Below are 26,356 nucleotides of genomic sequence, written 5' to 3'. Positions count from 1 at the left end.
GTGATGTAGCCAATAAATACTGGGGTTGTTTCGATAGGTAACGTTTTGGCGCGCCGCTTGCAGTCTGTCTGCAATTCGGGTCTTATCGTTATTAAATGGCGTGTACGCTATAAAAATGCACTAGAGTGAAGCGCAGTGCTTGAACTTGGTGCAGGCCCACAGGAGACAGGAAAATGCCGGTAAGCGATTGCGAACTGACCCAGATGTTTGAACACGTGTTGACGCTGTCCAAGGTCGACCCGACCCAGAGCGTTGCCGTGCTCAAGAGCCATTACTCCGACCCGCGCACCGTGCGTGCTGCGATGGATGCTGCGCAGCGCCTGGGGGCCAAGGTGTATGCGGTGGAGTTGCCGTCGTTCAACCATCCCAGGGCGATGGGCAACGACATGACCGCCTACTGCGGCGACACCGCGCTTACCGGCAATATCGCGGCGCAACGCGCACTGGAAGCCGCCGACCTGATCGTCGACACCATGATGCTGCTGCACTCGCCGGAGCAGGAGCAGATCCTCAAGACTGGCACGCGCATCCTGCTGGCCGTGGAGCCGCCGGAAGTGCTGGCGCGCATGCTGCCCACCGAAGAAGACAAAGTGCGCGTGCTGGCGGCCGAGCAGTTGCTGAAAAAGGCACGCTCAATCCACGTGAAATCCCGCGCCGGCAGTGACTTCCGCGCTGCCCTGGGGCAATACCCGTCGGTGACCGAATACGGCTTTGCCGACGAGCCGGGGCGCTGGGACCATTGGCCGAGCGGCTTCCTGTTCTCCTGGCCCAACGAAGAAACCGCCGAAGGCGTGCTGGTGCTGGACATCGGCGACATCCTGCTGCCGTTCAAGACCTACACCCGCGAGAAGATCACCCTGGAGATCGAAAAGGGCTTCATCACCAAGATCCACGGGGGGTTCGAGGCCGAATACCTGCGTGACTACATGAAGTACTTCAACGACCCCGAGGTGTACGGCATCTCCCATATCGGCTGGGGCCTGCAGCCACGGGCGCAGTGGACGGCGATGGGCCTGCACGACAAGAACGATGGCATGTGCATGGACGCGCGGGCGTTCTATGGCAACTTCCTGTTCTCCACCGGGCCGAATACCGAAGTGGGCGGGACACGCAAGACGCCGTGCCACATGGACATCCCGCTGCGCAATTGCGATGTGTACCTGGATGACGAAGCCGTGGTCATCGCCGGTGACGTCGTCGCCCCGGCAGCCTCCCTGGCCCGCTGAACGCCCCTGTAGGCGCCGGCACGCCGGCTCCTACATCGGTAGGTGTTTGCGCCACATCCCGTTATCATGCCTCCCCATCGCCAGCCATTTTTCGAGCTCCGCCGTGCCTGATTCCTACGTCTTTTCTGAACAAGTTGGCCACCTGCTGCGCAAGGCCTACCAGCGCCACCTGGCGATCTTTCAGCAGAATGTCGGCGATTCCCAGCTCACCGCCGTGCAGTTCGTGACCCTGTGCGCGCTGCGCGATCACGGTGCAAGTTCGCTGACCGAGCTGGTCAAGGCGACGGCCGTGGACCAGGCGACCATTCGCGGCATCGTCGAACGGCTCAAGGCCAAGGAACTGATCAGCCTGGAACCGGACCCGCAGGACAAGCGCAAAGTGGTGGTGGACTTGTCCCCGGAAGGCGCCGAACTGGTCGCCCAGACTGCGCCGCGCGCCGCGCAGATCAGCGAATTGACCATGAGCAACCTCAACCCCGCCGAACGGGTGGCAGTGCTGTTCTTGCTGCGCAAGATGATCGACGACCCGCAGGAATAATTGTGGTGAGCGGGCTTGCCCCGCGCTGGGGCGTGAAGCGGCCCTGAAACCAGACACCGCCATTCATCTGGAAGAACTCGGTGGCATTACTGGGGCGGCTGCGCCACCCAGCGCGGGGCAAGCCCGCTTACCACAGGGTATCTATACGCCTTCTGGCACCGCTTTTGCTTTGAGTTCATGTAGTAGTCACTTCATCCGTCAAGTGTGTCGTGAGACCCCAGGTCCGCGACGCTTTTTTTTGACTGTTTCATGTAGTGACCACTTCACCAACTGTTACGGGCGAAGCGAATGATCAGCCAGCACATCACGGTAGCGCTTGAGGTCAACGGGCAAAAAAGCGAAGTCAGCGCCATGGCGGACACGCCGCTGTTGCTGGTGCTGCGCAATGACCTGGAACTCAATGGCCCCAAATATGGCTGCGGCCTCGGGGAGTGCGGTGCGTGCACCGTGATCATCGATGGGGTGGCGGCCCGTTCCTGTGTGTTTCCGTTGTCGGGTGCTGCAGGCCGCGAGATTGTCACCCTGGAAGGTCTGGGCACGCGCCAGGCGCCGCACCTGGTGCAACAAGCCTTTATCGACGAGCAGGCCGCGCAATGTGGCTATTGCCTCAACGGCATGATCATGACCACCAAGGCCTTGCTCGACCGTAACCCCAACCCCAGCGAAGCCGAGGTGCGCAACGCGCTGTCGGGCAACCTCTGCCGCTGCGGCACCCATATCGAAATTCTGCGCGCCGTGCTGCGTGCCGCCCGCCTGATGACTGTGGATTGATGACCATGACCGACACACCGCTTTCCCGTGACCAGTGGCTGGCCAAGGCCGGCGTCCTGTTGATCGTCGATGACGTACTGCCGCCCTCGGGGCCGGTGGCCAAGGGCGGCACACCCACCGTGAAACCCAAGGAACTGGGGCTGTTCATTGCGGTGAACGACGACGGCCTGGTGTATGCGTTCAATGGCCATGTGGACCTGGGCACCGGCATTCGCACCGCATTGGCGCAGATCGTCGCCGAAGAGCTGGACCTGGCGATGGACCAGGTCAAGATGGTGCTCGGCGACACTGAGCGCGTACCCAACCAGGGCGCGACTATTGCCAGCGCCACGTTGCAGATCTCCGCCGTGCCCCTGCGCAATGCGGCAGCCGAGGCGCGGCGGTTTCTACTGGCGCGGGCGGCAGGGCGCTGGGGCGTGAGCACCGGCAGTCTGAAGGTCGACGCCGGCGTTATCCAGGCCGCTGACGGGCGCACCACCACCTACAGCGAACTGGTCAGCGGCCAGCACGACCAACTGCGCATCAGCGGCGATGCCCCGCTGAAATCCGTCGAGGACTACCGCCTGGTAGGCAAGGGCGCCGCACGCGTGGATATCCCCGGCAAGGCCACCGGTGAGTTGACTTACGTACATGACATGCGTGTGCCGGGCATGCTCCATGGCCGGGTGATTCGCCCGCCGTATGCCGGGCTTGATTGCGGGGAGTTTGTCGGCAATAGCTTGCTGAGTGTGGATGAGGCGTCCATCGCACACATCCCTGGCGTGGTCGCAGTGGTGGTGATCCGCGATTTCGTCGGGGTGGTGGCGTTGCGGGAAGAGCAGGCGATCAAGGCGGCCGCCGACCTGCAGGTGCAGTGGAAACCCTGGAACAACGCCTTGCCGGACATGAGCGATGTCGAGCAGGCCATCCGCGACAACCCCCGCGTGCGCCGCACCGTCCTCGACCAGGGCGACGTGGATGCAGCCCTGGCCAATGCCACCCAGCGCATGCCCCGCAGTTACCTGTGGCCCTACCAGATGCATGGCTCGATCGGTCCGTCCTGCAGCGTGGCGGATTACTCGCCGGCCGGCAGCCGGGTGTGGTCGGGCAGCCAGAACCCGCACCTGTTGCGCGCCGACCTGGCGTGGTTGCTGGAATGCGAAGAAGGCCTGATCGATGTGATCCGCATGGAGGCTGCCGGCTGTTATGGGCGCAATTGCGCCGACGATGTATGCGCCGATGCCTTGCTGTTGTCCCGTGCGGTCGGCAAGCCGGTGCGTGTGCAGCTGACCCGCGAGCAGGAGCATCTGTGGGAGCCCAAGGGCACCGCGCAATTGATGGAGGTGGACGGCGGCCTCAACGCCGACGGCAGCATCGCCGCCTACGACTTTGAAACCAGTTACCCCTCCAACGGCGCGCCGACCCTGGCGCTGTTGCTGACCGGCCGCGTCGAGCCGGTGGCGGCGATGTTCGAGATGGGCGACCGCACGTCCATCCCGCCCTACGACATCGACAACCTGCGCGTGACTATTAACGATATGGCGCCCATCGTGCGTGCCTCGTGGATGCGTGGCGTATCGGCCCTGCCCAACACCTTTGCCCACGAATCCTATATTGACGAGCTGGCGTTCGCCGCCGGCGTCGACCCGGTGGAATACCGCCTGCGTTACCTCAAGGACGAACGCGCCATCGACCTGGTGAAATCCACCGCCGAACGCGCCAACTGGGCACCGCGCACCGCGCCGATGCAAACCGCCAACGAGGACCATCTGCTGCGTGGCCGTGGCTTTGCCTACGCGCGCTACATCCACAGCAAGTTCCCGGGGTTCGGCGCGGCCTGGGCTGCGTGGGTGGCGGATGTGGCCATCGACAAGCAGACCGGCGATGTGTCGGTGACGCGCGTGGTGATCGGCCACGACTCGGGGATGATGATCAACCCGGCCGGGGTGCAGCACCAGATCCACGGCAACGTGATCCAGTCCACCAGCCGGGTGTTGAAGGAGCGGGTGACCTTTGAAGAGTCGACGGTGGCGAGCAAGGAGTGGGGCGGCTATCCGATCCTGACCTTCCCCGAAGTGCCGAAGATCGACGTGATGATGATGCCGCGTCAGGACCAGCCGCCGATGGGTGCCGGTGAGTCGGCCTCGGTGCCCAGCGCGGCGGCAATCGCCAATGCCATCTACGACGCCACCGGCATTCGGTTTCGCGAATTGCCGATCACCCCGGAGCGCGTGCTGGCGGCACTGAATGCCGCGACCCTGGGTGAACCGGCCAAGTCGCCGCAAAAACGCAGGAAGTGGTGGTTCGGCGCGCTGTTCGCCACCTTGGGCGCGGTGCTGGCGACAGCCTGGCCGTTCCACCCTGAAATCGCTCCAATTGCTCCGCCCAGCGCCGGCACTTGGTCCAAGGCCACCCTGGAGCGCGGGCGTTTACTGGCGGCGGCGGGGGATTGCGCGGTGTGCCACACGGCGTCCGGTGGTGCGACCAATGCCGGTGGGCTGGCCATGGAAACGCCGTTCGGCACGCTGTACAGCAGCAACATCACCCCGGACGTGAAGACCGGGATCGGCGCCTGGTCGTACCCGGCCTTCGAGCGGGCGATGCGCGACGGTATTGGCCGTGACGGGCGCAACCTGTACCCGGCGTTTCCCTACACGGCGTTTCGCAACATCAATGAGGCGGACATGCAGGCGCTGTATGCCTACCTGATGTCCCAGGCGCCGGTGAGTCAGGCGCCGACGCCAAATGCCATGCGCTTTCCGTTCAATATCCGGCCGTTGATGGCGGGCTGGAACGCCCTGAATCTTCGGCGCGGTGAAATCACGCCGCAGCCTGAGCGCGGCGAGCAATGGAACCGTGGGAATTACCTGGTCAATGGCCTGGGTCACTGCGCCGCGTGCCATTCGCCACGCAACCTGCTGGGCGCGGAGAAGGGCGGCAAGGCATTTTTGGCGGGCGGCAGGGTCGATGGGTGGGAGGCGCCGGCGTTGACGGGGCTGTCGAAGGCGCCGACGCCGTGGACCGAAGATCAACTGTTTACTTACCTGAGCACCGGCTATTCCGATGCCCACGGCGTAGCGGCAGGCCCGATGGGGCCGGTGGTCAGCGAGTTGTCGAAACTGCCCAAGGCGGATATCCGCGCCATGGCGGTGTACCTGGCGTCGCTTAACGGCGAAGCGGCGGCCGAGGCCCAGGTGGCCGCTGCCGTCACCGTGCCAAATCCCAATGGCCGACGGGTATTCGAAGGCTCATGCAAGGCCTGCCATGCCGACGGCCTGGGGCCGAAATTGTTTGGGGTAAGCCCGTCGTTGGCGACCAACACCAATGTGCACAGCGATCAGCCGGATAATTTGATCAAGGTGATTCTGCAAGGCATCAGCAACCCGGCGACCAAGGACCTGGGGTATATGCCGGGCTTCAAGGACAGTTTGTCCAATAGCCAGGTGGCGGATTTGGCGGCTTATCTGCGCGGGCAATTCGCGCCGAATGCGCCACAGTGGAGTGGCTTGGAACAGAAGGTCGCCCACCTGCGCGCCAACCCCGGTACTCACTGACACTGCGCGATAAAAACTGTGGGAGCGGGCTTGCTCGCGAATGCGGTTGTCCAGTCAACATCTGCAGCGACTGGCACTCCGCGTTCGCGAGCAAGCCCGCTGCCACATTTGGATTGCGTTTCTACAGGGGGATGGGAGATACCCCACGCACCACCAAATCACTGATAAACCCCAGCCAATCCTGCTGCTGCCCCTTGTCCGCCAGGTCTTCTCCAAGGAACGAACTCAGCGTGTGCCGGTTGGAGTTATAGAAGTAGCACAGCGACGCAATCATCAAGTACACGTGCTTGAGGTCCACATCCTGGCGAAACACGCCCTGGGCCTGGCCGGCTTCGATGATCGGCTTAAGCACGCCCACGGCTTCCCCCGACAACCTGCGCATCTCCCCAGACTGCTGGGCATGTTTGCCCTGGTGCAGGTTCTCGATGCTCAGGATCGCCACGAATTCCGGGTGCTTGACGTAGTAGTTCCAGATAAACGCCACCAGGTCACGCAGGGCCTGCTCCGGTGCGTCGAGGTTGAGCTTGAGCTTGCTTTCGGCTTTGTTGAATTGCTCGTAGGTGTGCTCCAGCACGCAGACGAACAGGTGTTCCTTGCTGCCGAAATAGTAATAAAGCATGCGGTCGTTGGAGTCGGCTTCCTTGGAGATGGTGTCGACGCGCCCGCCGGAATAACCGTCGCGGGTGAACACCTTGACCGCCGCCTGGAGGATGCGCGCGCGGGTCTGGTCGGCCTGTTGGGCGCGGATGCCGGTCTTCTTGATCGCCATGTCAAAGGGGCCTTGCAAGACAGTCTGGGCGCGAAATATAGCATGGGCTTTTTCGGGTCCGTTCTGTGACCGACAAGTTCTGTAATAAAAACGCCATTGCGCTGGGGATTCAATCTGCGTCGGGCTATTTTGGTGCGTCTTAATAACTAGAGTAGCCATGGATGAAATACCAACCCTTCAGCCGTACCTTGATTGCCACAGCCCTGGTGTTGACGGTCAGTGGTGTGCAAGCCGCTTCCCAGGCCCCGGTGGCCGGTGAAAATGGCATGGTGGTAACGGCCCAGCATTTGGCAACTCATGTCGGCGTGGATGTGCTCAAGGCCGGCGGCAATGCGGTCGATGCTGCCGTGGCCGTGGGCTATGCGCTGGCGGTGGTGTACCCGGCGGCAGGCAACCTCGGCGGCGGCGGTTTCATGACCGTGCAGCTGGCGGACGGGCGCAAGACCTTCCTCGATTTCCGCGAAAAAGCCCCGCTGGCGGCCACCGCCAATATGTACCTGGATAAAGACGGTAACGTCATCGAAGGCCTCAGCGCCAAAGGCCACCTGGCCGTGGGTGTACCGGGCACCGTCTCGGGCATGGAGCTGGCCCTGAGCAAATACGGGACCCTCAAGCGCGCCCAGGTCATCGCCCCGGCGATCAAACTGGCCGAAAACGGCTTTGCCCTGGAGCAGGGCGATATCGACCTGTTGCACACCGCTACCGGCGAGTTCGAAAAAGACAAGGACATGCGCGGCATCTTCCTGCACAACGGCCAGCCAATGCAGGTGGGCCAGAAGCTGGTGCAGAAAGACCTGGCCAAGACCCTCAAGGAAATCTCGGCCAAGGGCAGCGACGGTTTCTATAAAGGCTGGGTCGCCAAGGCCCTGGTGGACTCCAGCCAGGCCGGCAAGGGCATCATCACCCAGGCTGACCTCGACAAGTACAAGACCCGCGAACTGGCGCCCATCGAGTGCGATTACCGTGGCTACCACGTGGTCTCGGCACCGCCTCCAAGCTCCGGCGGCGTAGTGATCTGCCAGATCATGAATATCCTCGAAGGTTACCCGATGGCCGACCTCGGCTATCACTCGGCCCAGGGCCTGCACTACCAGATCGAGGCCATGCGCCACGCCTACGTGGACCGCAACAGCTACCTCGGCGACCCGGACTTCGTGAAGAACCCGATCGAGCACCTGCTGGATAAAAACTACGCGGCAAAACTGCGCGATGCCATCGAACCGCAAAAAGCCGGTGACTCCCAGGCGATCAAGCCGGGCGTGTCGCCCCATGAAGGCAATAACACCACCCACTATTCCATCGTCGACAAGTGGGGCAACGCGGTGTCGGTCACCTACACCCTCAACGACTGGTTCGGTGCGGGCGTGATGGCGAGCAAGACCGGGGTGATCCTCAACGATGAAATGGATGACTTCACCGTCAAGGTTGGTGTGCCGAACATGTACGGCCTGGTCCAGGGTGAAGCCAATGCCATCGCACCCGGCAAGGCGCCGCTGTCGTCGATGAGCCCGACCATCGTGACCAAGGACGGCAAGGCCGTGATGGTGGTCGGTACGCCGGGTGGCAGCCGCATCATCACCGCTACCTTGCTGACGATCCTGAATGTCATCGACTACAAGATGAACATCCAGGAAGCCGTGGACGCGCCACGTTTCCACCAGCAATGGATGCCGGAAACCACCAACCTGGAGACCTTCGCGGTCAGCCCGGATACCCAGAAGATCCTCGAAAGCTGGGGCCATAAGTTCGCCGGTCCACAGGATGCCAACCACTTGGCGGCAATCCTGGTCGGCGCACCTTCCCTGGGTGGCAAGCCGGTGGGTAACAACCGTTTCTATGGGGCGAATGATCCGCGTCGCAACACCGGGCTGTCGCTCGGCTATTAAGGCCTGACGCAGTAAAAAGCGGTGGGAGCGGGCAAGCCCGCTCCAACAGTTGTGGTGTGCGGATTGAACATCCGTTCCTCTCCAGGGCTCTACCCCAAGAGCCCTGGAAGGACCGGACCCCATGAAAGCCCTGAAAATCGCCACCTTCAATATCAACGGCATTCGTGCCCGGCTGCCGAACCTGCTGCAATGGCTGGCGCGGGAACAGCCCGATGTGGTGTGCCTGCAGGAGCTAAAGGCCGCCGAAAGCCTATTCCCCTATGCCGACTTCGAAGCCGCCGGCTATGGCGCGATCTGCCTGGGGCAAGCGTCCTGGAACGGGGTAGCGATCCTGGCGCGGGATGCCCAGCCGCTGGAAAGCCGGCGCGGTTTGCCCGGTGATGACAGCGACACGCAAAGCCGCTATATCGAGGCTGCCGTGCATGGCGTACTGGTCGGCTGCCTGTATTTGCCTAACGGCAACCCGCAACCCGGGCCGAAGTTTGAGTACAAGTTGGCGTGGTTCGAACGCTTGATTGCCTATGCAAAGGCGCTGCAAGCCAGTGAGCATCCGGTGCTCCTGGCCGGGGATTTTAACGTGGTGCCCACTGACCGGGATATCTACAACCCGCGTTCCTGGCTCAAGGATGCCTTGCTGCAACCGCAAAGCCGCGAGGCTTACCAGCGCCTGCTGGACCAAGGGTGGACCGATTCGGTGCGCCACCTTTACCCAGAGGCGCGCGTCTACACCTTCTGGGATTACTTCCGTCAGCACTGGCAAACCAATTCAGGCCTGCGCATCGATCACCTGTTGCTCAACCCGGCGCTCGCGCCTTATCTGAAAGACGCCGGCGTGGATGCCTGGGTGCGCAACGAGCCCCACGCTAGCGACCATGCGCCGACGTGGATTCAACTGGGCACACGTAAAAAACGCTAATGGCTGCGGATCAGTTCGAGGGCTTCGGTCTTGCCCAGGGGCTGCTGCATGCGTTGTGACAGGCGCGCCATCGCTTGCGGGTGTGCGCAGGCAATCACCGCTTCCACCTGATCGTCATGGCAGAGCAGGGCGATGAAATCATGCTGTTGCAGGTCGCCCTCCAGGTGCAGTCGGTTCCAGTGCTGCGGGTGGCCGAGCACCTCGAAGGTCTTGTCGAAGTGGTAGGTCCAGAAGAACGGCACGTCGGCGTACACCTGGGTGTCACCGAGCATAGTGCGCGCCGCCAGCACGCCGAGCTGTTGGGCCAGGCGCCAGTGTTCGATGCGCGTGGGTTGGTGCTGCCAGGGGAAGGTCACGTTGTCGCCGGCGGCCCAGAGGCCCGGGGCAGCCTGCAGTTGATCATCGACGACAAGTGATTGGTCCTCGGCTTTGGTAACGCCGTCGATAAAGGCAGTGGCGGGTGTTACGCCGACGCCCATCAACACCAGGTCGGCCGCCAGGCGATTGCCGTTTTTCAACAGCACCGTACTCACGGCGCCATGCCCGTCCAGGCGTTCGGGCTCGGTGTTGCTGTGAAAGATCACACCGTGGTCTTGGTGCAACTGGCGCAGGGCGCCGCCGATGCGCTTGCCCAGTTGCGCTGCCAGCGGGATGGTGTGGCGGCTGACCACCTGCACAACCAGGCCGCGTTGACGCAGGGCCGACGCCGCCTCCAGGCCGATAAAACTGTCACCGATGATCACCGCGCAGGTGGCGTGGTCTGCGGCCGCGCTGATACGCGCGGCGTCTTCGCGGCTGCGCAGCACGAACACGTTATTGAGCTGGGCACCGGGGATATCCAGGGGGTGTGCGTTGCCTCCGGTGGCGACCAGTGCGGCGTCGTAGTCGAACTGGCGGCCATCAGCCAATTCGATGCGCTTGCCGATGGCGTCCAGGCGCTGCACTTCGCCGTGAATGTTCGCGCTCTCGTCCAGCAGGGGCGGGGTGTCTTCGGCTGCCATTTCACCGGCAATCACGAATTTGCTCAGGGCGGTGCGATCGTAGGCGGGCTGCTGTTCGCGGTCGATCCACAGCAAGCGCCCGGCAAACCCTTGGCGTTTGAGGGTGGCCACGGCGGCGGCACCGGCGGCGCCTGCACCGATTACGGCAAAACAGCGCGTGTCCTCGCGGGGCTGCGTGAGCTCGGCGCTGATGGGCTCGTCACCGACACTCACCACGCCATCGTGAACCTGCACCGGGTATTGCCTGAGCCCGACCAGCGCCGGCGGTTCCTGCACGGCGCCGCTGTCCACGGCGAACGCGGCCTTGTGCCAGGGACACACGATGCGGCCTGCGCAGATCACGCCTTTCTCCAGCGGTGCACCCGCGTGCGGGCAGTCGGCCTGGAAGGCCCGGACCTGGTCGCCGACGCGGACCAGCAACATGGGGTGCGTCGCGGTCTCGACACGCACACCGCGGTTTTCAGGCAGGTTGATCAGGCGGGCAACGATACGCATATTCATGGGTCAGTCTCCTTTAGAAGGTTGACTGACGGGCATGGCCATGAACTGCGTCGGCCCGATGGTCGGTCGCTACGCCAATAACTTCGTCACGGCGGCGAAGGCCATGACCCGGCGCTGTGCCCAATCTCCACCGATCACCAAGAACGGTTGGTGGTGCTGCCGCATCCAGTCCAGGCTGGCCTGGAAAAACGCCTGGCGGTCCGCCAGTTCCGGTTGGCAGCGTTGGCCGTCGGCGGTCCACTCCACATCCTCCGGCGAGAGCAGCAGGTGCAGGTCGTAGTGACGTGCCAGCAGTTCACTGTCGAGCCAGGCCGGGCAGTCACCGAACAGGGTTTGGCTCCAGAGTCTGTTGGTCAGCAGGTGCGTGTCGAGGATCAGCAACTGCGGTTGCTTGGCGCGCGCGGCGTCTTCCCAGGCCAGTTGGCCACGGGCGATGTCCGGGATGTCGGCCAGCGTGGTGTCGCGTTGATGGTGATCGATGAAGTACCGCACGTATTCGCCCACCATCAGCCCGCCGAACTGCGCTTGCAGCTGCGCCGCCAGCCAGCTTTTACCGCTGGACTCCGGGCCGGCCAGTACCACCACCTTCATGCGTGCAGCGCCGGGTCAGTGCGCCATTCACGCCAACCTTGCACGGCAATCACAGTAAACAGCGCGTAGAGCGCGGCGGTGAGGTAGAGGCCTTTGTAGAGGAACAGCCCGACGAAGATCACATCCACGGCAATCCACAGCGGCCAGCACTGAACGCGCTTTTGCGCCATCCACATTTGCGCCACCAGGCTGAAACCGGTGAGGGCGGCGTCGAGCCAGGGTTGCGCCGCGTCGGTCCAGTGCGCCATGGCGGCGCCAAGCAACAGGCTGCCGAGGGCGCCCACCGCCAGGCTGGCGAGGATGGCCGGCACGCCCAGACTGGTCACCTGCCGGCCCTGCTTGACCGCGCCGGCGCGGGTCCACTGCCACCAACCGTAGACCTGCAGCGCGGCATAGACCACCTGCAAGAGCATGTCGGAATAGAGTTTCACGTCAAAGAACACCCAGATGTACAGCAACACCATCACCAGCCCGATGGGCCAGCACCATGGGTTCTGCTTGACCGTCAGCCAGACGGCGATCACCCCAAGGGCGGCGGCGAACAGTTCAAGCCCGGACATGAGGGTTCCTTGGGAGCGTGGGAGAGGGCGGGGATTGTAACCAAAGATGATCCTTTGTAGGAGCCGGCTTACCCGCGATGGCGGCCTTGAGTCTTGCGCGGGTCTCAAGGGCCTTATCGCCGGCAAGCCGGCTCCTACAAGTGGGGTGTCAGACTTTGAATTGGCGCAAGAGCCCGTCGAGTTGGTCGCTCAGGCCGCGCAAATGCGCACTTGCCACGCTCGACTGTTCCGCCGCCAACGCGGTGCTGTGGGACAGACCGGCGGCCTGGGTGACGTTCTGGTTGATGTCTTCGACCACATGGGCCTGTTGCAGGGTGGCGCTGGCAATCGAGGCGTTGAGGCCGTTGAGGTTGCGCAGGGCCTGGCCGATGGCAGTCAGGCTGGCACCGGCCTGGCCGGCCTGTTCGATGGTCAGTTGCGAGGCACTGTGGCTGTCGCTGATGACCTTGACTGCCGCTTCCGAGTGGCCTTGCAGGCGTTCGATCATGCCCTGGATCTCGGCAGTGGATTTTTGCGTGCGCTGGGCCAAAAGCCGCACTTCATCGGCCACCACGGCAAAGCCACGGCCTTGTTCACCGGCGCGGGCAGCTTCAATCGCGGCGTTGAGGGCCAGCAGGTTGGTTTGGTCGGCAATGGAGCGGATCACTTCAAGTACGCTGCCGATCTGGGTGCTTTCGGCGGACAGGGTGCGGATCACCTCCACCGCCTGGTTGATGGTGCCGGAGAGCTGGTCGATCTGCTGCAGGCTGCCGTCGATATTGACCTGGCCTTGTTGCGCCTGGGCCTGAGCGTCGCGCATTTCGCTGGCGGCGTGTTCGGCGTTCTTGGCCACGTCCTGCACGCCGTAGGTGACTTCATTGATGGCGGTGGCCACCAGCTCCATCTGCTGCGATTGTTGCTGGCTGCGGTCGTGAGCCTGGGTGGCGTTGTTGCCCAACTCCTGCGAGGACTGGCCCAGGGCGTTGGCGCACACCTGCAATTGGCTCACCACCTGGCGCAGCTTGGCGGTGAAGCTGTTGAAGTGTTGTGACAGCTGGGTGACTTCGTCCCGGCCATGGGTGTCGAGGCTGCGGGTCAGGTCGCTTTCGCCGCTGGCAATGTTGCCCATAGCGTTCACCGCATCCTGCAAAGGCCGCACGATACTGCGCGCGATCAGTGACACCAGCAGTGCCATGACCAGCGCGATCCCCAGGCCGATGAACGAAGCTTTCCACACCTGGCCGCTGAACTCGGCCTGCACGTCATCCACATACACGCCGGAGCCGATAATCCAGCCCCAGGGTTCGAACAGCTGGATATACGAGGTCTTGGCCACTGGCGCGTCGGCCCCGGGCTTGGGCCAGCGATAATTGACGATGCCGGCGCCCTTGGCCTTGGCCAGGATCACGAACTCATTGAACACGGCAAACCCGTCCGGGTCGCGAATGGCCGAGAGGTTCTGGCCATCGAGCTTGGGGTTGGCCGGATGCATGATCATCACGGGCGTGAGGTCGTTGATCCAGAAATAGTCGTCATGGTCGTAGCGCAAGCCGCGTACCGCGCTCAAGGCTTGCTTCTGGGCGGCGTCGCGGGTCATCACGCCGGTGGTTTCGAGGCTGTGATAAAACGTCAGGATCCCGCTGGCGGTCTGGACCACGTGTTGGGTCTGCTGGCGCTTGGCCTGGTACAGGTCGTCATGGATCTGCTTGAGCATCAGCAAACCCAGGGCCAGCAGCATCAGCACGGCGACTATCAGGATCAGCCACAGGCGCCGGCTGATCGACATATTGCGCAAACTGTTCATCGTCCTGTCACTCCGTGCTTTTTATAATTGTGGGGGCTGCATCGACTTTTCCGACTTGTCTGATAGGCTTTCGGCCTGTAATCGCAAAACCTGAGTACCGTCTGATTTTTCACGAAATTTTTGCAGGCCGGCGTTGAAAATCAGCACCGGCCTCTGTCGTCAGTGAACCACTAAAAAAGATTAATAAGGCATGCCGTTGAGCATGACCTTTGGGGGAAGCATGGATTTTTGGACCGCCATTCAGGCATTGATTCTTGGCATTGTGGAGGGGCTTACCGAGTTCTTGCCGATCTCCAGTACCGGCCACCAGATCATCGTTGCCGACTTGCTCGACTTTACCGGCGACCGTTTCAACGCCTTCAACATCATCATCCAGCTGGGCGCGATCCTGGCGGTGGTGTGGGAGTTTCGCGGCAAGATTTTCGAAGTGGTCAGCGGGCTGCCGACCCAGCGCAAGGCCCAGCGGTTTACCGTCAACCTGTTGATCGCCTTCCTGCCGGCAGTGGTGTTGGGGGTGATATTCGCCGACCTGATTCACCACTACCTGTTCAACCCGATCACCGTGGCCACGGCGTTGGTGGTGGGCGGCATCATCATGTTGTGGGCCGAACGCCGCCAGCACGAAGTACACGCCGAAACCGTCGACGACATCACCTGGAAAGACGCGCTCAAGGTCGGCCTGGCCCAGTGCCTGGCGATGATCCCGGGCACCTCGCGCTCCGGCTCGACCATCATCGGCGGCCTGCTCTTTGGCCTGTCCCGCAAGACCGCCACCGAGTTCTCGTTCTTCCTGGCAATGCCGACCATGGTCGGTGCGGCGGTGTATTCGGGCTACAAGTACCGTGACCTGTTCCAGCCCGCGGACCTGCCGGTGTTCGCCATCGGCTTCGTGACCTCCTTCATCTTCGCGATGATTGCCGTCAAGGGCCTGCTCAAATTCATTGCCAGCCACAGCTACGCCGCGTTTGCCTGGTACCGCATCGCATTCGGCCTGCTGATCCTGGCCACCTGGCAGTTCGGCTGGATCGACTGGGCGGCCGCCAAGGCATGACCCTCCAACACCCACGCCTGAAAGCGGCGATCTTTCTGCTGCTATGCGCAGCGCCATTACTGGGCTCGGTACTGGCGTGGCAACGCGGCGAAACCGTCATCCCACTGGCGGCCTATGGCGTAGTCAGCGTCATCGCGTTTTTCCTCTACTGGAGCGACAAACGCAAGGCACGCAGCGACAGCTGGCGCACCCCGGAAAACATCCTCCACGCCGTCGAACTCGCGGGCGGCTGGCCAGGCGCGCTGATTGCCCAGCAAGTATTCCGGCACAAGACGCGGAAGGTGTCTTATCAAGTGCTGTTCTGGGTGATCGTGCTGTTGCATCAAGTGTTCTGGTTGGACCAACTGTTCCTGGGCGGCACGCTGTGGTCAGTCCTATAGGCCGACACAACGCTCTAACAACACCCAACGCTAACCACGATGCGAAGCGAGCCGCTGTTGATGTTGATCTGGCTTTTGATCTTGATCCTAGGCGCCCCGTCAAACACGCTGGCCGGAATTCGACAGGGATTTGGGGGGTAAACCGGCAGGGATGCCGGTTTAGCCGCCCCGCGCCATGGATGGCGCGTGGCGGCGGCCCCCCAAATACCTGGCGGATTACGGGCACACCGAGCCTAGGCGAGGTGCCGAGTGTTGGGGCAAGAGCCCTTTGCTTACTTTGGGGCTTTTCCAAAGTGAGCCGCCGTAAGGGCGGAACCAATAGAAGCCTTTACCTAAATAACGGATATGTACCCGATCAGATCCAGCATCCAGGTCGGCTGTCAGGCCGCCTTCGCAGGCAAGCCAGCTCCCACATTTGGATCGCAGGGCGACAGTTGGAGAGTGGTCGGCTGTCAGGCCGTCTTCGCAGGCAAGCCAGCTCCCACATTTTTGAATCGCGGGGCGACAGTTGGAGAGTGGTCGGCAGTTAGGCCGTCTTCGCAGGCAAGCCAGCTCCCACATTTTTGAATCGCGGGGCGACAGTTGGAGAGTGGTCGGCTGTCAGGCCGTCTTCGCAGGCAAGCCAGCTCCCACATTTTTGAGTCGCGGGGTGACAGTTGGAGAGTGGTCGGCTGTCAGGCCCCTCGCCATACCCGAATACCTACGCCTCCAGCAACAACCCAACCTGCGTGCGCTTTGGCAACTTACTCACCACCAACTGATGTGAGCGCCGCAACAAACCCCGCAACTCCTCAGCCCCCAACGGATAGGGCGTATTCATAATCACCCACTGCGCCCGCGCCAGATACGGCGCCGGGTGAATACCTGGGCGATCCACATGCCCCAGGAACAACTCCTTGTCCACCTTGAACGCCAACGACTCACCGCGCAGATTCTGCAGCGCAAACATCTTATTGCCCGCAATCGAAAACACCCGCACACCACCCCACTTGTAGTCTTCCCGCGCGCCCGGCAGGCTCAGGCAAAACGTCGCGACTTGGGCTTCAGTCATCTTCATAACAGGCGGTCTCCACATCCTTTGAACCCTTCTTCCAGGTAATCGATCCAGGCACGAATGGCCGGCAACACGCCACGGCGATGCGGGTACACCGCTTGCAGCCAGCCACCCGGCAAGGACCATTCCGGCAGCAATTGCACCAACCGGCCGCTGGCCAGTTCTTCTTCACAGTACATCATCGGCAAGACGGTAAAGCCCAGGCCCATGATGGCGCTGGCCTTGCGCACGATAAAGTCGTCAATCCCCAGCCGGGCCTCCATTGCCAAGTCGTGAGCGTTGCCCTGGGGATCGAGAATGCGTTGATGCACCAAGCGGTCCGCCTCCAGCGCGCCGAGGATCGGCAATTGCTTGAGGTCGTCCAGGGTTGCCACCTGGCGACCGAGCATCAGCGCGGGGCTGGCCACCAGTACGGTCTGTGCCTGACGCAGGCGTTTGGTGACCAGCAGCGGGTCTTCATCGCCGAGTTCGCGCACCCGCAACGCCACATCAATGCCTTCGGCCACCAGGTCGACACGGCGGTTGACCAGGGTCATCTCCAGCTGCACCTGCGGGTGGGCGGCGAGAAAACCCGCGACCAACTCCGGCAGGATGTGCTGGGCCATGCCCACCGGGCAGCTCACCCGCAGTCGCCCGCGGGGTTCACTGGACATGCTGGCCACCGCCTCATCGGCCATTTCCGCTTCCAGCAGCATCGCTTGGCAATGCCGCAGGTAGCGCTCGCCGACGGCGGTGAGGGTCAACTGGCGGGTGGTGCGTTGCAGCAGGCGTGCACCGAGACGTTCCTCGAGCTCGGCAATGCGCCGCGACAGCCGCGACTTGGGAATCCCCAGCAGTCGCCCGGCTGCGGCGAAGCCACCGGCTTCGACGACTTTGGCGAAATAGTAGAGGTCGTTAAGGTCTTGCATGATCAACCTATTGTCCTGTCAATGGGACGAACTATCCGCGCCTAGCGTGTGCAAATCCACCAGAAAAAAAGCCAGCACCTTGTGGGCGTTGGCTTTTTCCCGACGGGACTGCCTAGAACTGCGCGCCCGCCATCAACACATACTTCACATGCACGTACTCTTCGATCCCGTAATAGCTGCCTTCACGGCCATAACCCGATTGCTTGATCCCGCCAAACGGCACCGACGCAGTGCCCACCGACCCTGAGTTGAGAATCACCATGCCGGCTTCCAATTGACGCGACAGGCGCAACGACCGTCCCAGCGCGCTGGTGTAGGCATAGGCGACCAGGCCGTATTCGGTCTGGTTGGCACGGGCGATCACTTCGTCTTCGTCCTTGAAGGAATAGATCGCAAACACCGGCCCAAAGATCTCCTCGGTCGCGAGCGGAGAATCGTCCTGCAGGCCGGTCAACACCGTCGGCTCGTAGAACAGGCCGCCTTTGGCGTGAGGCTTGCCCCCCATCAAGACCTTGGCGCCGGCGGCCTTGGCGTTTTCCACCAGGCGCACGACTTTGTCAAAACCCAGTTGATTGACCAGCGGGCCGACCACGAAGCCTTCGCGCAGGCCCTGGTCCACTTCGATCTCGGCCACGGCTTGCTTCACGCGCTGGACGAAGTCTTCAAGGATGCTGTGCTGCACAAAGATCCGGTTCGGTGAGATGCACACTTGGCCGGAGTTGCGCAGCTTGGCGCTGACCAGTCCCTTCACCGCCTCATCCAGGTTGGCGTCCTGGAACACGATAAACGGCGCGTTGCCGCCCAGCTCCAGGGTCATCTTCTTGATACTCGCCGCGCATTGTGCAGCGAGCAATTTGCCGACGCCGGTGGAGCCGGTGAAGGAGATCTTGCGGATGCGCGGGTCGCCCGTGAGGATCAGGCCGATCTCCTTGGGGTCGCCCACCACCACCTCCAGCACACCTTCCGCGATGCCGGCCTGGCGGGCGTATTCGAGCAGCTTGAGGGCGGTGAGCGGGGTGTCTTCGGCGGGTTTGATCACCATGGTGCAACCGGCGGCCAGGGCAGTGGCGACCTTGCGGGTGATCATCATGAACGGGAAGTTCCAGGGCGTGATGGCGGCCACCGGGCCGATGGCTTCCTTGGTCACCACCACATTCGCGTTACGGTCGTGGGTGGGGATTGTGTCGCCGTAGACGCGCTTGGCTTCCTCGGCGTACCACTCGATAAAGCCCAGGCCGTAGTCGATTTCGCCGCGGGCTTCACTGAGGCATTTGCCGTTTTCGCGGCAGAGCAGTTCGGCGAAGGCTTCTTTGTCAGCCTTCACCGCGTCGTGCCAGCGGCGCAGGAGGTCACTGCGCTCCTTGGCGAGCCTGGAGGACCATTCGGGGAACGCGGTGCAGGCACGGTCGACGGCGGCCTTGACCTCGTCTGCGCTGTTCTTGGCGATACGGCCGATTTCTTCACCAGTGGCAGGGTTGTAGACGATAAGCATGGGGGATCTCCGAGGGCTGAAAGTACGGTTTCAGGCTACGGGCATGCGGTGTTCGAGCGAATATCCATTCCAATGTGCTGATTGCCTATTCCTATAAGTCCGTAGCGTCGGTGCCGGTCACGGGGTACCGTGGCGCTTTACCCAAGGGCCCGCGACCATGGACCGTACAGACAGAATCATCGAGCTGATGGGCACCCTGGCGCCCGTCGAAGGCTATAACCTGAGCGCATTGGATGACGTGCGCTTCCTGCGGTCCAACCGCCCACTGCACCGCGTGCCGGTGCTGTACGACCCAGGCATCGTGATCGTCTGCCAAGGGCGCAAGCGCGGTTTCCTGGGGGATGAGATTTACCTGTATGACGCCCAGCACTATCTGGTGGTGTCAGTGCCGGTGCCCTTCACCATGGAGACCGACGCCAGCGAAGCCGAGCCGATGCTGGCGGTGTACCTGCGCCTGGACTTCACCGTTGCGGCAGAGTTGATGGTGGCGCTGGATGACTTTCCGGCGTTGGTCGAAGCCAAGCCTCGGGGCATGTATTCGTCGCCCATGGATGACTTGCTCAGTGAGTCGTTGTTGCGCTTCCTGGAGGCCATGAGCGTGCCGATGGATGCGCACATTCTCGGCCCGGCGCTGATGCGCGAAATCTACTACCGGATCATTACGGGCGAGCAGGGCGGTTCGATGCGCGCCGCTTTGAATCGCCAAGGTCAGTTCGGCAAGGTGGCGCGGGCGATTCGCAAGATCCATGGGTGCTATGAGCAGCACCTGGACGTAGAGGAACTGGCCAAGGAAGCGATGATGAGCTTGCCGAGTTTTCACGCGCATTTTCGCACGGTCACCGACACCTCGCCGATGCAGTACCTCAAGTCCACGCGCCTGCACCAGGCACGGTTGCTGATGCTGCGCAGCGATATCACCGCCGCCTCGGCCTGTGCCAAGGTCGGCTATGAAAGCGCTTCGCAGTTCAGTCGCGAGTTCAAGCGCTTCTTTGGCCGCACGCCCCAGGAGGAGATCCAGTGGATGAAGCGCACCTATGCATTGCCGGCGCCTACGTCGGCGTCGATTTACGTGTCGTCCCACTGAGCAGGGTGCCCGACATGGGCGGTGGAGACGCCGAAGGTGCTCGCATTCAGCGCCAGCCTGGCCTTGTTGTAGTAGCGGGTGCCGACTGAAAGCCAGAGCTGGTTGGATTGTCTCATCAGCGGGACAAACAGTCGCATTTGAGCCCTCTAATCGTTTATTCGGATCATCTGTAGGATCAACTCCACTTGATCGCCACGTCGCGATCCTCACTTGGAGTTCACCCATGAAACTGTTGCATATCGATTCCAGCATCCTCGGCGACAACTCGGCCTCCCGTCAGCTCAGCGCGGCTGTGGTCAAGGCCTGGCAAGCGGCGGAGCCGGGCCTGGAAGTGACTTACCGCGACCTGGCCAGCGAAGGCATCAACCACTTCTCCGGCGCGACCCTGGGCGCCCTGGGCACCGCTGCCGAACTGCGTGATGCCGCGCAGAAACACGAAGCCGAACTGAGTGCATCGACGCTGGCTGAATTCCTCGCCGCCGATGCCGTCGTGGTCGGTGCGCCGATGTACAACTTCACTATTCCAACCCAGTTGAAAGCCTGGATCGATCGCATCGCCGTCGCCGGCCAGACCTTCCGCTACAGCGAAGCCGGCCCCGAAGGCCTGTGCGGCAACAAGAAAGTCATCATCGTGTCCACGGCCGGTGGCCTGCATGCCGGTCAAGCGTCCGGCGCCGCCCATGAAGGCTACCTGAAGCTGCTGTTCGGCTTCCTCGGTATCACCGACATTGAAATCGTGCGTGCCGAAGGCCTGGCCTACGGTGACGAAGTGCGCAGCAAGGCCCTGAACGACGCCAACGTACTGATCAACGAACAATTGTTCGCCGCCGCGTAAGGCTTGTGTAAATTTCGCCTTTCCTCGGTTTCAATCTGAAGCCGGGCGCCTAAACTCTGTATTCTGCTCGCCTCAAAACGACCGGAGTACGGAGTTTTTTCGTTTACCCGCTGTCATTACTTTGGCCCAGGTTGTGCAAGCATGGGTTTAACAACCTGGACGTTTCTTCGATATGTCGGTTCTCACGCAGCAAAGGTGGACATCCCCATGATGCGTCTTTGTGCTGTTATGGTTCTTTCTCTGCTCGGCAGCCTGATTTCAGTGCACGCTGCACCTGCGCCGCACCCGCATTGGAGTGTGGGCTTCCATCGCATGACGTTTCTTGATCCGCTGGACCTGCAGCCGATGAAAGCCGTGGCCTTTTACCCGTCCACCGGCCTTGAGCACACCACACAACTGGGCGCGTACCACGTCGCCGCCACCGAAGATTCGAAGATCGCCATCGGCCGCTTCCCAATGCTGATGTTGTCCCACGGCAACACCGGCACGCCCCTGGCCCTGCACGACCTGGCCACATCGCTGGCGCGCAAGGGTTTCGTCGTGGTGGCGGTGCTGCACCCTGGCGACAACTATAAGGACCACAGCCGACTGGGCACGGTAAGCAACCTGTATGGCCGGCCTATCCAGATTTCCGAAGCAATCACCGCCACGTTGGGCGATCCGATGCTATCGCCGTTCGTCAATGTCGACCAGGTGGGGGTTATCGGCTATTCAGCCGGCGGCGAGACTGCATTGATCCTGGCCGGTGCCAAGCCGGATTTCGACCGCTTGCGCCGTTACTGCCAGGAGCGCCCGGAAGACCGCGACGCCTGCACCACCAAGGGCGAACTGGTGGTGGACCGTGACGACCTGCAACCGCAATCCGACCCGCGTATTCATGCCTTGATGTTGATGGCGCCACTGAGCCTGATGTTCGGTCGCCACACCCTGGCCGACGTGCATGTGCCGGTGCTGCTCTACAGCGGCGACGGCGACAAGCTGGTGGCGGTGGACAAGAACGCAGCGGCCCTGGCGCGCAAGCTGCCGGAACCGCCGGACTTCAAGCTGCTGGCCGGAGCAGGGCACTTCGTGTTCATGGCGCCGTGCGACAGCGATCAACTGGCGGCGATGCCGGCGATCTGCACCGACGCTGACGGTGTCGACCGCGAAGGCATTCACCGTGATCTGATTTCCGAGGCGGGGCGTTTTTTCAGCCACACCCTGGGCCAATCCACCCGCGCCGGTATGCAGACGGCTGATCAGTAAGCGCGACGCTTGAGCGACAGGGTCAAGGCCAGGGCGGTGACCGACAGCAGCGCTGCGCAGAAGGAGATCCACCCGTAGCCGAGGTTCAGGGCCACGGCGCCCATCAAAGGTCCCGCAATCGCCAGGGCCAGGTCAAAGAACACCGCATACGCACTGAGCCCGGCGCCACGGCTGCTGTTGGGCACCTGCTTGATGGCCTCCACACCCAGGGCCGGGTACACCAGCGACAAGCCAAAGCCGGTCAGCCCGGCGCCAATCAATGCCACGCCCGTCGAGGGTGCCAGCCACAGCAGGGTCAGGCCCAGGGTTTCGATGGTCATGCAGGCAATCGCTGCGCGAAAGCCGCCGAAACGGCTGATAGCGGAGATGAACACCAACCGCGACAGAATAAAGCACACGCCGAACACCGTCAGGCAATACGCCGCGCCGGTCCAGCCGCGATTGAGGTAGTACAGGGTGATAAAGGTGGTGAGCGTGCCGTAGCCAATCGAGGCCAGGCATAGGCTGGCGCCGAACGGCGCGATACGCCCGAACACCGCCCAGAACGGCAAGCGCTCCCCGCGCACCACCGGCACCGAAGGCTTGTTGCGGATCAGCAGCAGGCCCAATGCCGACAACACCGACAGCGCAATGCCCAGGCTGTTGTAGCCATAGTCGGCCACCATCACCACGCCCAACGGCGCACCAATGGCGATGGCGCCGTAGGAGGCGATGCCGTTCCACGAAATCGAGCGCGCCGTATGCTCGGCACCGACCGCGCCCATGCACCAACTGATGGTGCCCACGCCGATCAACCCCTGGGCGACGCCCAGCAACAGCCGGGCGACGATCAGGATGCCCAGGCTCAACGACGGCAGGCTGTCCATCAGCGTGGCGATAAACGTCAGCACGCCACTCAGCAGAATCCCGGCCAGCCCCAGCACGATCGCGCGCTTGGTACCCACCGTGTCGGACATGCGCCCGGCCATGGGACGGCTGAGCAGGGTGGCGAGGTATTGCGACCCGATCGTGAGCCCGGCTACCACGGCGCTGAAACCCAGTTGCTCATGCACATAGCCTGGGATGACCGCAATCGGCAGGCCGATGCAGATAAACGCGATGAAGGTATAGAAGACGATGGAGACGATCTGCAGGGTGATCGACAGTGAGCTGGGGGCGGCGGCAGACATGGGCACTCGTTCGCGGGCGGGCGGTGAGGGCATCATGGCAAGGGGAGGAGAGAAAAGGAAGCTGCCTAACGATAAACCCGGATGGACCTGAAACTGTAGGAGCCCGCTTGCGGGCGATGGCGATTTCAACGACGCCATCGCCCGCAAGCGGGCTCCTACAGGGCATGCATTCCCAATAAAAAACCCCGTCGTAGGACGGGGTTTTTTATTCGGCGCGCGGTGCTTAGAACACCACGCCCTGGCTGCGCAGGTAGTCGTCATAGGTGCCGCTGAAGTCGATCACGCCAGTAGCGCTCAACTCGATGATGCGGGTGGCCAAAGACGATACGAACTCACGGTCGTGGCTGACGAAGATCAGCGTGCCTGGGTAGTTCTCCAGCGCCAGGTTCAGCGCCTCGATGGATTCCATGTCCAAGTGGTTGGTCGGTTCGTCCATGATCAGCACGTTCGGCTTTTGCAGGATCAGCTTGCCGAACAGCATGCGGCCTTGCTCACCACCGGAAATCACCTTGACCGACTTCTGGATCTCGTCGTTGGAGAACAGCATGCGACCCAGGGTGCCACGGATCATTTGCTCGCCTTGGGTCCACTGACCCATCCAGTCGAACAGGGTCACGTCGTCTTCGAAGTCGTGCGCATGGTCCTGGGCGTAGTAGCCCAGTTCTGCAGCGTCGGTCCACTTGATGCTGCCGGCGTCCGGGGTCAGTTCGTTGACCAGGGTACGCAGCAGGGTGGTCTTGCCGATACCGTTCGGGCCGATGATCGCCACGCGCTCGCCGGCTTCAACCTGGAAGCTGAAGTCTTTGAACAGCGGCTTGCCGTCGAAGCCTTTGGCCATTTTTTCGACCATGACTGCCTGACGGTGCAGCTTTTTGTTCTGCTCGAAACGGATGAACGGGCTCACGCGGCTCGATGGCTTGACTTCGGCCAACTGGATCTTGTCGATCGCCTTGGCACGGGAAGTGGCCTGCTTGGCTTTGGAGGCGTTGGCCGAGAAGCGGCTGACGAAGGATTGCAGTTCGGAGATCTGTGCCTTCTTCTTGGCGTTGTCCGACAGCAGTTGCTCGCGGGACTGGGTCGCTACGGTCATGTACTCGTCGTAGTTGCCCGGGAACAGGCGCAGCTCGCCGTAGTCCAGGTCAGCCATGTGGGTGCACACGCTGTTCAGGAAGTGACGGTCGTGAGAGATGATGATCATCAGGCTGGAACGCTGGGTCAGGATGTTTTCCAGCCAGCGAATGGTGTTGATGTCCAAGTGGTTGGTCGGTTCGTCGAGCAACAGCACTTCAGGATCGGAGAACAGCGCCTGGGCCAGCAGCACGCGCAGTTTCCAGCCTGGGGACACTTCGCTCATCGGGCCGAAATGCTGTTCCAGGGGAATGCCCAGGCCCAGCAGCAGTTCACCGGCACGGGATTCAGCGGTGTAGCCGTCCATTTCGGCGAATTCGGTTTCCAGCTCGGCCACGGCCATGCCGTCTTCTTCGCTCATTTCCGGCAGCGAGTAGATGCGGTCGCGCTCGGCCTTGACCTTCCACAGTTCTTCGTGGCCCATGATCACGGTGTCGAGCACGGTGAATTCTTCGTAGGCGAACTGGTCCTGGCGCAGTTTGCCCAAGCGTACGTTCGGCTCCAGCATGACCTGGCCGCCGGACGGGTCGAGGTCACCGCCGAGGATTTTCATGAAGGTCGACTTGCCGCAACCGTTGGCACCGATCAAACCATAACGGTTGCCGGCGCCGAACTTGACCGAGACATTCTCGAAGAGCGGCTTGGCGCCGAACTGCATGGTGATGTTAGCTGTGGAGATCAATTACTTTACCTATCAATAGCTTAGAGTGCGCTTATTTGAACTGGGACCAATTTGGGACCAATTTGGAGCTTTTCCATTTCGCCCCAATCTGAGCTTGAGTTGATCCAACGCGCATAAGTCGAGAGCAGCATCTGCACGCTATGGCCGAGCTGCTGGGAGATGAAGGCGGGGTTCATGCCAGACATAATGCATATTGTCGCATAGGTGTGACGACAGTTGTATGGCGGCCGACGACGGATATTCAGCGCCTTCAATGTCGGAACCCATTGCTTGTGCAGGTCAGACGTCTGCTTCACGTACTCCGAGTTCTTCGAGGGCGGGAAAATGAAAGGCGTTTCCAGCACTTTTCCCTTGCCGTTTTTTCTACGCTCTGCGTATTCCTTGGCGAACGCCAGGGCGTGCAAAGCGCGGTCATTCAGCAAAACAAAGCGGTCTCCGCCTGTTTTCGTGCGCTCGACCACTTCCCCCAAGGCGATCCCGCGACACACGTGGGCTGTCTTCTTCTCCTCGTCTATCGCGTCCCAGCGCATCGCCAGGGCCTCGGAAAGACGCATTCCTGTAAAAAACACAAACTCGAAAAATGCCGCATAGATCGTGCTGGGCCAGTGATCGTGCTCGTACATCTTGGCGATGATCTGGTTCGCCTCCTCCAGGGCGAACGGATCGATCTCCTTTTTGCTGCGTTTGGGCAATTCGAGGATCGCCGCCGGGTTCTTCGGGATCAGTTCCTCAGACATCGCTGAGTTCAGGATGGTCGATAGCTTCGAGATCGCGTTGCGCTTCACTCCGGGCGACTTCCATTCTCTGGAAGCCATGACCCGGCGGAGTAGGGTGGTGGTGATCAGATCAATCCTCACCAGAGCCAGGCCGGGCATCCAGTACCGGTTCAGCACCCCCTTGTAGTTGTTCTTCGTGCCGGCCACCACCTCCCGACTATCCAGCCAGAGCTGGGCATACTCGCCAAAGTTGATCTTGCCACCGGCGACGTTGCTGGAACTGGGGAACAGCTCGGCGTATTTATCGTCGTCGAGCAGCCCAAGCTTGATCAGGCCTTTTACTTGATCAACAACCTGTGAGGCAGACTTGATTCCTTTCTGTGTCGGGGGATAGGGGAGCGTTTCACTGCGCCGGCTGCCGTTCCACATAAAGCGGATGCGGATCGATCCGTGGTGGAGGTCCATTCCTGCGGGCAAACCCATTGGCTTTCGAGCCATTCGTAATATCTCCTGATGCTGTACAAGACCCGGCTGCCC

23 protein-coding genes are annotated in these 26,356 nt (G+C 61.9%); 11 read left to right on the top strand and 12 right to left on the bottom strand.

Going from position 1 to position 26,356, the window contains the following annotated elements; translation table 11 throughout:
• Positions 1 to 173 precede the first annotated feature (173 nt).
• From CWC48_RS27020 to CWC48_RS27005, 4 genes are all read left to right on the top strand, one after another.
• Entirely contained in the window at positions 174 to 1,226 is a 1,053-nt protein-coding gene (locus CWC48_RS27020) for a 2,5-dihydroxypyridine 5,6-dioxygenase (protein ID WP_100490837.1), read from the top strand.
• A 103-nt stretch (positions 1,227 to 1,329) separates the two neighbouring features.
• Positions 1,330 to 1,764, top strand: a complete 435-nt coding sequence (locus tag CWC48_RS27015) for a MarR family winged helix-turn-helix transcriptional regulator (RefSeq protein WP_034108832.1) — start codon at positions 1,330 to 1,332, stop codon at positions 1,762 to 1,764.
• Positions 1,765 to 2,052: 288 nt separating this feature from the next.
• Complete coding sequence (locus CWC48_RS27010) at positions 2,053 to 2,535, top strand: (2Fe-2S)-binding protein (protein ID WP_100490836.1); 483 nt, start codon at positions 2,053 to 2,055, stop codon at positions 2,533 to 2,535.
• Positions 2,536 to 2,540: 5 nt separating this feature from the next.
• Positions 2,541 to 6,068, top strand: coding sequence for a molybdopterin cofactor-binding domain-containing protein (locus CWC48_RS27005; protein WP_100492472.1), 3,528 nt, complete (start codon positions 2,541 to 2,543; stop codon positions 6,066 to 6,068).
• 121 nt (positions 6,069 to 6,189) lie between these two features.
• Here CWC48_RS27005 and CWC48_RS27000 read toward each other — a convergent pair whose 3' ends face one another.
• Positions 6,190 to 6,837 (bottom strand): TetR/AcrR family transcriptional regulator, encoded by a 648-nt coding sequence (locus tag CWC48_RS27000; protein ID WP_078048283.1) that lies wholly within the window; start codon positions 6,835 to 6,837, stop codon positions 6,190 to 6,192.
• A 161-nt stretch (positions 6,838 to 6,998) separates the two neighbouring features.
• Here CWC48_RS27000 and ggt point away from each other — a divergent pair, with 161 nt between their 5' ends.
• Both ggt and CWC48_RS26990 read left to right on the top strand, forming a co-directional pair.
• Positions 6,999 to 8,723, top strand: a complete 1,725-nt coding sequence (gene ggt, locus CWC48_RS26995) for a gamma-glutamyltransferase (RefSeq protein ID WP_100490835.1) — start codon at positions 6,999 to 7,001, stop codon at positions 8,721 to 8,723.
• 121 nt (positions 8,724 to 8,844) lie between these two features.
• Positions 8,845 to 9,639, top strand: a complete 795-nt coding sequence (locus CWC48_RS26990) for an exodeoxyribonuclease III (protein WP_078048285.1) — start codon at positions 8,845 to 8,847, stop codon at positions 9,637 to 9,639.
• Here CWC48_RS26990 and CWC48_RS26985 read toward each other — a convergent pair.
• From CWC48_RS26985 to CWC48_RS26970, 4 genes are all read right to left on the bottom strand, one after another.
• Complete coding sequence (locus tag CWC48_RS26985) at positions 9,636 to 11,141, bottom strand: FAD-dependent oxidoreductase (RefSeq protein WP_100490834.1); 1,506 nt, start codon at positions 11,139 to 11,141, stop codon at positions 9,636 to 9,638. The two genes, CWC48_RS26990 and CWC48_RS26985, sit on opposite strands and share 4 nt — an antisense overlap.
• A gap of 69 nt (positions 11,142 to 11,210) precedes the next feature.
• The gene (locus tag CWC48_RS26980; protein WP_100490833.1) at positions 11,211 to 11,732 is read right to left on the bottom strand and encodes an AAA family ATPase; all 522 of its coding nucleotides are present in this window, start codon (positions 11,730 to 11,732) and stop codon (positions 11,211 to 11,213) included.
• Entirely contained in the window at positions 11,729 to 12,292 is a 564-nt protein-coding gene (gene pnuC / locus CWC48_RS26975) for a nicotinamide riboside transporter PnuC (protein WP_100490832.1), read from the bottom strand. The genes CWC48_RS26980 and pnuC overlap by 4 nt, the downstream gene beginning before the upstream one ends.
• A 148-nt stretch (positions 12,293 to 12,440) precedes the next feature.
• Positions 12,441 to 14,075, bottom strand: coding sequence for a methyl-accepting chemotaxis protein (locus CWC48_RS26970; RefSeq protein WP_100490831.1), 1,635 nt, complete (start codon positions 14,073 to 14,075; stop codon positions 12,441 to 12,443).
• 220 nt (positions 14,076 to 14,295) lie between these two features.
• Here CWC48_RS26970 and CWC48_RS26965 point away from each other — a divergent pair, with 220 nt between their 5' ends.
• Positions 14,296 to 15,126 (top strand): undecaprenyl-diphosphate phosphatase, encoded by an 831-nt coding sequence (locus CWC48_RS26965; RefSeq protein WP_078050914.1) that lies wholly within the window; start codon positions 14,296 to 14,298, stop codon positions 15,124 to 15,126.
• Positions 15,123 to 15,506, top strand: a complete 384-nt coding sequence (locus CWC48_RS26960) for a DUF1294 domain-containing protein (protein WP_078048290.1) — start codon at positions 15,123 to 15,125, stop codon at positions 15,504 to 15,506. Before CWC48_RS26965 ends, CWC48_RS26960 begins: the two co-directional genes overlap by 4 nt.
• Before the next feature lie 700 nt (positions 15,507 to 16,206).
• On the opposite strand, the gene CWC48_RS26955 is transcribed toward CWC48_RS26960, so the two are convergent.
• The 3 genes from CWC48_RS26955 to CWC48_RS26945 form a co-directional block, all read right to left on the bottom strand.
• Complete coding sequence (locus CWC48_RS26955) at positions 16,207 to 16,563, bottom strand: MmcQ/YjbR family DNA-binding protein (protein ID WP_099491236.1); 357 nt, start codon at positions 16,561 to 16,563, stop codon at positions 16,207 to 16,209.
• Positions 16,560 to 17,468 carry a LysR substrate-binding domain-containing protein gene (locus CWC48_RS26950; RefSeq protein ID WP_078050915.1) on the bottom strand — a complete coding sequence of 303 codons (909 nt, stop codon included), beginning with the start codon at positions 17,466 to 17,468 and terminating at the stop codon, positions 16,560 to 16,562. The genes CWC48_RS26955 and CWC48_RS26950 overlap by 4 nt, the downstream gene beginning before the upstream one ends.
• A gap of 112 nt (positions 17,469 to 17,580) precedes the next feature.
• Entirely contained in the window at positions 17,581 to 18,960 is a 1,380-nt protein-coding gene (locus tag CWC48_RS26945) for an NAD-dependent succinate-semialdehyde dehydrogenase (protein WP_100490830.1), read from the bottom strand.
• Between the two features lie 157 nt (positions 18,961 to 19,117).
• Between CWC48_RS26945 and CWC48_RS26940 the strand changes: the two genes are divergently transcribed.
• A complete protein-coding gene (locus CWC48_RS26940) occupies positions 19,118 to 20,044 on the top strand; it encodes an AraC family transcriptional regulator (RefSeq protein WP_100490829.1) in 927 nt (308 codons plus the stop codon).
• Here the strand turns inward: CWC48_RS26940 and CWC48_RS30290 are convergent.
• Entirely contained in the window at positions 20,026 to 20,181 is a 156-nt protein-coding gene (locus CWC48_RS30290; protein WP_157806785.1) for a hypothetical protein, read from the bottom strand. The two genes, CWC48_RS26940 and CWC48_RS30290, sit on opposite strands and share 19 nt — an antisense overlap.
• A gap of 86 nt (positions 20,182 to 20,267) precedes the next feature.
• On the opposite strand from CWC48_RS30290, the gene CWC48_RS26935 reads away from it, so the two are divergent.
• Both CWC48_RS26935 and CWC48_RS26930 read left to right on the top strand, forming a co-directional pair.
• On the top strand, positions 20,268 to 20,879 hold the full coding sequence (locus CWC48_RS26935; RefSeq protein WP_100490828.1) for an FMN-dependent NADH-azoreductase: 612 nt from the start codon (positions 20,268 to 20,270) through the stop codon (positions 20,877 to 20,879).
• Positions 20,880 to 21,086: 207 nt separating this feature from the next.
• Entirely contained in the window at positions 21,087 to 22,124 is a 1,038-nt protein-coding gene (locus tag CWC48_RS26930; protein ID WP_078048295.1) for a dienelactone hydrolase, read from the top strand.
• On the opposite strand, the gene CWC48_RS26925 is transcribed toward CWC48_RS26930, so the two are convergent.
• From CWC48_RS26925 to CWC48_RS26915, 3 genes are all read right to left on the bottom strand, one after another.
• On the bottom strand, positions 22,118 to 23,293 hold the full coding sequence (locus CWC48_RS26925; RefSeq protein WP_100490827.1) for an MFS transporter: 1,176 nt from the start codon (positions 23,291 to 23,293) through the stop codon (positions 22,118 to 22,120). The two genes, CWC48_RS26930 and CWC48_RS26925, sit on opposite strands and share 7 nt — an antisense overlap.
• A 223-nt stretch (positions 23,294 to 23,516) precedes the next feature.
• Complete coding sequence (locus tag CWC48_RS26920; protein ID WP_028616043.1) at positions 23,517 to 25,103, bottom strand: ABC-F family ATPase; 1,587 nt, start codon at positions 25,101 to 25,103, stop codon at positions 23,517 to 23,519.
• Between the two features lie 20 nt (positions 25,104 to 25,123).
• Positions 25,124 to 26,317, bottom strand: a complete 1,194-nt coding sequence (locus CWC48_RS26915; protein WP_100490826.1) for a tyrosine-type recombinase/integrase — start codon at positions 26,315 to 26,317, stop codon at positions 25,124 to 25,126.
• Positions 26,318 to 26,356 lie beyond the last annotated feature (39 nt).

The sequence above is a fragment of the Pseudomonas sp. S10E 269 genome (assembly GCF_002798465.1).
Classification (GTDB): Bacteria; Pseudomonadota; Gammaproteobacteria; order Pseudomonadales; family Pseudomonadaceae; genus Aquipseudomonas; species Aquipseudomonas pergaminensis.
Note: the sequence above shows the minus strand (reverse complement) of the source record. Positions and strands in the feature narration are given on the sequence as shown.

What these genes read in the sequence shown, in the direction of transcription:
- CWC48_RS26930 (WP_078048295.1), top strand. Translation starts at nt 21,087, where the DNA reads ATGATGCGTCTTTGTGCTGTTATGGTTCTTTCTCTGCTCGGCAGCCTG.
- CWC48_RS26990 (WP_078048285.1), top strand. Translation starts at nt 8,845, where the DNA reads ATGAAAGCCCTGAAAATCGCCACCTTCAATATCAACGGCATTCGTGCC.
- CWC48_RS27000 (WP_078048283.1), bottom strand. Translation starts at nt 6,837, where the DNA reads ATGGCGATCAAGAAGACCGGCATCCGCGCCCAACAGGCCGACCAGACC.
- ggt (WP_100490835.1), top strand. Translation starts at nt 6,999, where the DNA reads ATGAAATACCAACCCTTCAGCCGTACCTTGATTGCCACAGCCCTGGTG.
- CWC48_RS26955 (WP_099491236.1), bottom strand. Translation starts at nt 16,563, where the DNA reads ATGAAGATGACTGAAGCCCAAGTCGCGACGTTTTGCCTGAGCCTGCCG.
- CWC48_RS27010 (WP_100490836.1), top strand. Translation starts at nt 2,053, where the DNA reads ATGATCAGCCAGCACATCACGGTAGCGCTTGAGGTCAACGGGCAAAAA.
- CWC48_RS27005 (WP_100492472.1), top strand. Translation starts at nt 2,541, where the DNA reads ATGACCGACACACCGCTTTCCCGTGACCAGTGGCTGGCCAAGGCCGGC.
- CWC48_RS26935 (WP_100490828.1), top strand. Translation starts at nt 20,268, where the DNA reads ATGAAACTGTTGCATATCGATTCCAGCATCCTCGGCGACAACTCGGCC.
- CWC48_RS26970 (WP_100490831.1), bottom strand. Translation starts at nt 14,075, where the DNA reads ATGAACAGTTTGCGCAATATGTCGATCAGCCGGCGCCTGTGGCTGATC.
- CWC48_RS26940 (WP_100490829.1), top strand. Translation starts at nt 19,118, where the DNA reads ATGGACCGTACAGACAGAATCATCGAGCTGATGGGCACCCTGGCGCCC.
- CWC48_RS26965 (WP_078050914.1), top strand. Translation starts at nt 14,296, where the DNA reads ATGGATTTTTGGACCGCCATTCAGGCATTGATTCTTGGCATTGTGGAG.
- CWC48_RS26925 (WP_100490827.1), bottom strand. Translation starts at nt 23,293, where the DNA reads ATGTCTGCCGCCGCCCCCAGCTCACTGTCGATCACCCTGCAGATCGTC.
- CWC48_RS26960 (WP_078048290.1), top strand. Translation starts at nt 15,123, where the DNA reads ATGACCCTCCAACACCCACGCCTGAAAGCGGCGATCTTTCTGCTGCTA.
- CWC48_RS30290 (WP_157806785.1), bottom strand. Translation starts at nt 20,181, where the DNA reads ATGCGACTGTTTGTCCCGCTGATGAGACAATCCAACCAGCTCTGGCTT.
- CWC48_RS26985 (WP_100490834.1), bottom strand. Translation starts at nt 11,141, where the DNA reads ATGAATATGCGTATCGTTGCCCGCCTGATCAACCTGCCTGAAAACCGC.
- CWC48_RS26980 (WP_100490833.1), bottom strand. Translation starts at nt 11,732, where the DNA reads ATGAAGGTGGTGGTACTGGCCGGCCCGGAGTCCAGCGGTAAAAGCTGG.
- CWC48_RS27020 (WP_100490837.1), top strand. Translation starts at nt 174, where the DNA reads ATGCCGGTAAGCGATTGCGAACTGACCCAGATGTTTGAACACGTGTTG.
- CWC48_RS26945 (WP_100490830.1), bottom strand. Translation starts at nt 18,960, where the DNA reads ATGCTTATCGTCTACAACCCTGCCACTGGTGAAGAAATCGGCCGTATC.
- pnuC (WP_100490832.1), bottom strand. Translation starts at nt 12,292, where the DNA reads ATGTCCGGGCTTGAACTGTTCGCCGCCGCCCTTGGGGTGATCGCCGTC.
- CWC48_RS26950 (WP_078050915.1), bottom strand. Translation starts at nt 17,468, where the DNA reads ATGCAAGACCTTAACGACCTCTACTATTTCGCCAAAGTCGTCGAAGCC.
- CWC48_RS26915 (WP_100490826.1), bottom strand. Translation starts at nt 26,317, where the DNA reads ATGGCTCGAAAGCCAATGGGTTTGCCCGCAGGAATGGACCTCCACCAC.